Source organism: Kaistella yonginensis, from assembly GCF_030409525.1.
Lineage (GTDB): Bacteria > Bacteroidota > Bacteroidia > Flavobacteriales > Weeksellaceae > Kaistella > Kaistella yonginensis.
Map to the genome: position 1 here is coordinate 1 of NZ_JAUFQB010000037.1, position 3590 is coordinate 3590.

General features: G+C 29.4%; 3 protein-coding genes. All 3 read right to left on the reverse strand.

What is annotated here, in order from left to right; translation table 11 throughout:
• Positions 1-102: 102 nt before the first annotated feature.
• The 3 genes from QWY78_RS09285 to QWY78_RS09295 all read right to left on the reverse strand — a co-directional run bounded on the left by QWY78_RS09285 (position 103) and on the right by QWY78_RS09295 (position 3287).
• Entirely contained in the window at positions 103-819 is a 717-nt protein-coding gene (locus QWY78_RS09285) for a DUF6843 domain-containing protein (RefSeq protein ID WP_290219104.1), read from the reverse strand.
• Positions 820-1130: 311 nt separating this feature from the next.
• The gene (locus tag QWY78_RS09290; RefSeq protein WP_290219106.1) at positions 1131-1634 is read right to left on the reverse strand and encodes a hypothetical protein; all 504 of its coding nucleotides are present in this window, start codon (positions 1632-1634) and stop codon (positions 1131-1133) included.
• Between the two features lie 12 nt (positions 1635-1646).
• Entirely contained in the window at positions 1647-3287 is a 1641-nt protein-coding gene (locus QWY78_RS09295; protein WP_290219109.1) for a T6SS effector amidase Tae4 family protein, read from the reverse strand.
• Between the last annotated feature and the right edge of the window lie 303 nt (positions 3288-3590).

A 3590-nucleotide genomic window follows, 5' to 3' on the forward strand; every position in this document is an offset into this window, starting at 1 on the left:
ACCAAAAACAAAGCTCCCTTAAATCGCTTTAAAAGAGGTCGTTTTTTGTTATAAATTTTGGGTAATCTCGAAAATATTGGGGTTGTGCAACGGTTACCCTTGTTATCTGCCGTATTTTTTTTCACAATCCTTTGCTTTTTGGATTTTTAAGGAGTCAAAATGTAAACTTTCTTTAAAATCTTCAAATTTTAAATCGTTATAACTGCCAATAAAGAATTCTTGATAATTGTATTTTTGGGAAGATACAGATTCAGCATAGTTTCCAAGACTTCCCCAACCAAAAACTCCCACAATTTTTCGTGAAGGTTCTTTTGGATTTTTTTCTAATGTCCATTCTTCATTGAAATCTCTTGTGTCCATTTGTGGAATTTCTGATTTATTTCCATTGTTGTTTACAAAATAATATTTTTGATTAATAAATCCACTTTTTAATTTGTTAGAAATTAATAAAATACCTCCATTTGGAATCATATAAATAATTTTTCCATCAATTTTTTTTATTTCGGGTGCGCAATTTAGTTCGTAAATTATGCTAACTCTTCCTTTAAAATTTTCTGGAATTAAAAATTCTTCGGGAGGAACAGTATTTATTTGTCTCCAGATGAATAGTAATGATGGAATTGTGAAAATTGGAAAAATTGTCCAAAATATTTTTTTTTTGACTGCTGTTCTACTAATCCAAATAATTATCAAACCGATAATTAGAAATATTACAGGAAGTAAATAAAAGTAAATTGTGCCTGGAGCAATTCCAATTAGCAAAACAGTTATTACTGTTATTGAAATCCCTAAAATGTAAAAGTTTTTGTTTTTAGACACGATTTTTTATAATATGGCAGATAACGGTTGGGTATTTCTGTTGGCGGGGATTTTTATAACTTCTTTTTGTAAATATAACAAAAAGAACAACTAGCGAAAATCTTTATGATGTAAACTTCGACCCCGCTAATAGAAATAGCTTGTTAGCAGAAGGTGTTTTTTAAATATGTATTTTATTCATCTTTTAGAAGTTGTTAATGTTTTGTTTTTAATTGTTAGTATTTCAAATATAGAAAAAATTTTGATTAGGTGAGATAGTAATAAAACAAAAAACTTGACTGAAAGTCAAGTTTTTACGATATTATTAATCTCTATTTTTTTAATACTATAGATTCTTGTCCATTCTTATTTTCAATAATTTTAATTAATTCAAAATAACCATCTTTTTTTTGCTTGTAAATCCGTTTTGTAGAATCTGGGTTATCTTCAAAGTCTTCATCTTTATAAAATGTTTTTTCTAATATAACAATTTCTTTATTCTTTTCATCAATAGTAATATTTCCTTCGCTTAAGATGACGCCATCTTTATAAGTGGAGCGCATATCTGGCGGTAATTCTTCACTAACCTTTTTTTCATAGTTTTTAGAAGATCCTGTTTTCCTATATGTTAGATGGTTTCCTAAAAACCGTTCTCTATTTTTAAATCTCAAAATATAATTTATGAAACTCTTATTTTCTTCATAAAACCAGTTTTCTTTTAAATATATTTCATATTTATATTTACCAATTTTTATTTTTTCTAATTTTTCATTTTCCTGAGCCGAAACACAAGAAAATGTAAAAATTGAGATTAATAAAATTAATATTGTTTTCATAGTATTCAATTATTAAGGAGTGAATTCCCAAATTTTAATAGATTTAATTCCTCCTGGAACATTTTCATGATTGGAACCACCTGGAACATGGCCATTTTGTATAATATCAACATGTCCAGTATACTTAGCTTTGTTTGGGTCAGCATTAACAATAACATAAATTCCTGTTTTTCCATTAAGAAAATCCATAACAGTTTTTGGATCATTTGCAGCGGCTCCTGTTAATACATTACTATGTTTTGGTTCTCCGAAAATTTTTACCATCGCATCATTTGCTGTTGTTGCTCGTATATAATAATAACGTGACTGTCCATTCATATCAGCACCTCTTAAACTTTCTGAATTGTTTGGGATCAGAATTCCTAAGCGATTCATTGCTAAAGACCATCTTACCGTACATGCATTTCTATAAGGGCTACCTGGTTTATCACCACCTTTATCGAGATACAACTGCAGTAAAGGATTACCAACAATAGTGTACACTTGTGAAGCAGGCATTTGTTGATAATACCCTGGGTATCCTGGGTAATCTAATTTTGGATAATTAGAAATATACTGAGAATATGTTGGCATTTGCCTAGTTTGATAATTAATGGTGGATAAAACATTATCAATATTGTCAATATATTCTCCATCTTGGCCTTCTGTCTTTGTAATAAACCAACTTTCAAGATTTAAATTTGGTGTACCGTTTGGATTCATAAACCAGTTTTGGAATTGCGTCCATGAAACATTTGAAATACCATTAGAACTATTCTGCATAAAAAAATTCATAGACCAATGCAAAAAAGTAGTAGGAATGTATTGATGATTGAAATCGCTTACCAGAAAATAATACTTCAATTCGTTAGCTATAGTAGAGTTGTTATTTAGAAAATTTATTTGCTGTGATGTAAGAGATGCTTCCCCTCTATTTTGTAAATAATGATTGAGTGCTTCTGGAGGAGATAATAGAAATGGATTAGTACCATTTCCTCCACCTCCACCTCCCCAATCTGGGTTTATATATTCCTGATGCTCATTTCCGCTACCACAAGGTATTGTTTCGGTTTGATAATATGCAGCACCTGTTTTACCAGCATATGCACAAGATTCTCCGGGAAAATGTAAGCCTGCTGCACAAGAAACGGCAGTCGTAACCCATCCACAGACCGATTTAGAGTTGATTTTGACAGGTATTCCATTTTCAAATCTTTCTTTTCCAATTACCTTTTCATTAATTTCTTTATATGAAACAAATCCTGTAAATGTAGATAAAGTAAGATGAGAAATTTCTTTGTCAGATTTTAATTCAGCAATTATAAGTTGCTCTTTATCTTCTTTTTTTGTGAAAATAAGATACTCGAAAACCGAATTTCCTTTTTCTAAAAGAGTACTATATGATATTTTGTCTTTTTTATTAATTACCTCAACTATTTGGTCATCATTTAAAAGATTAGTATATTCCTGTGAATTTTTATTTTCTTCAATAAATTTTTGTTGTAAATAATTTTTAAAAATCGGAACATCTTTCATTTTATACGTTCCAGTTGTGTCTGTTTTTAACTGAACAGTTTGTATAGTGTTTTCATCTGACAATGATTCGGTTCTACAACCATAAGTAAATAATAATGCAATTATTACAATTGCAATGGAAATAAAATTGAATTTCATTTTTATTCTTTTGTTTTTTTTAAGTTAATTAAATATTATTTTATGCTGATAAAGTGTAGATTGGTAACACTTTCTGCTAACGTTTCGGGGCTTTGCGATGGTGGGGCAATCGAAGCACAAATCTTCAATTTTGCACAAAAGTTGAACCGAAGAACTATAGTTGAACTTTGCAGTTTCGCCCCACTATTGCAAAACCCTTGTGCTTGTTGCACAACCAAATGTAATAAAAATAAAATACATAAAAAAGCACTTTTTTATGTATTTAAGTGTTTGATATATAGAATATTATCCGTAAATTAGTGC

Coding starts and splice junctions, on each gene's coding strand:
- QWY78_RS09290 (WP_290219106.1), bottom strand. CDS start 1,634: ATGAAAACAATATTAATTTTATTAATCTCAATTTTTACATTTTCTTGT.
- QWY78_RS09295 (WP_290219109.1), bottom strand. CDS start 3,287: ATGAAATTCAATTTTATTTCCATTGCAATTGTAATAATTGCATTATTA.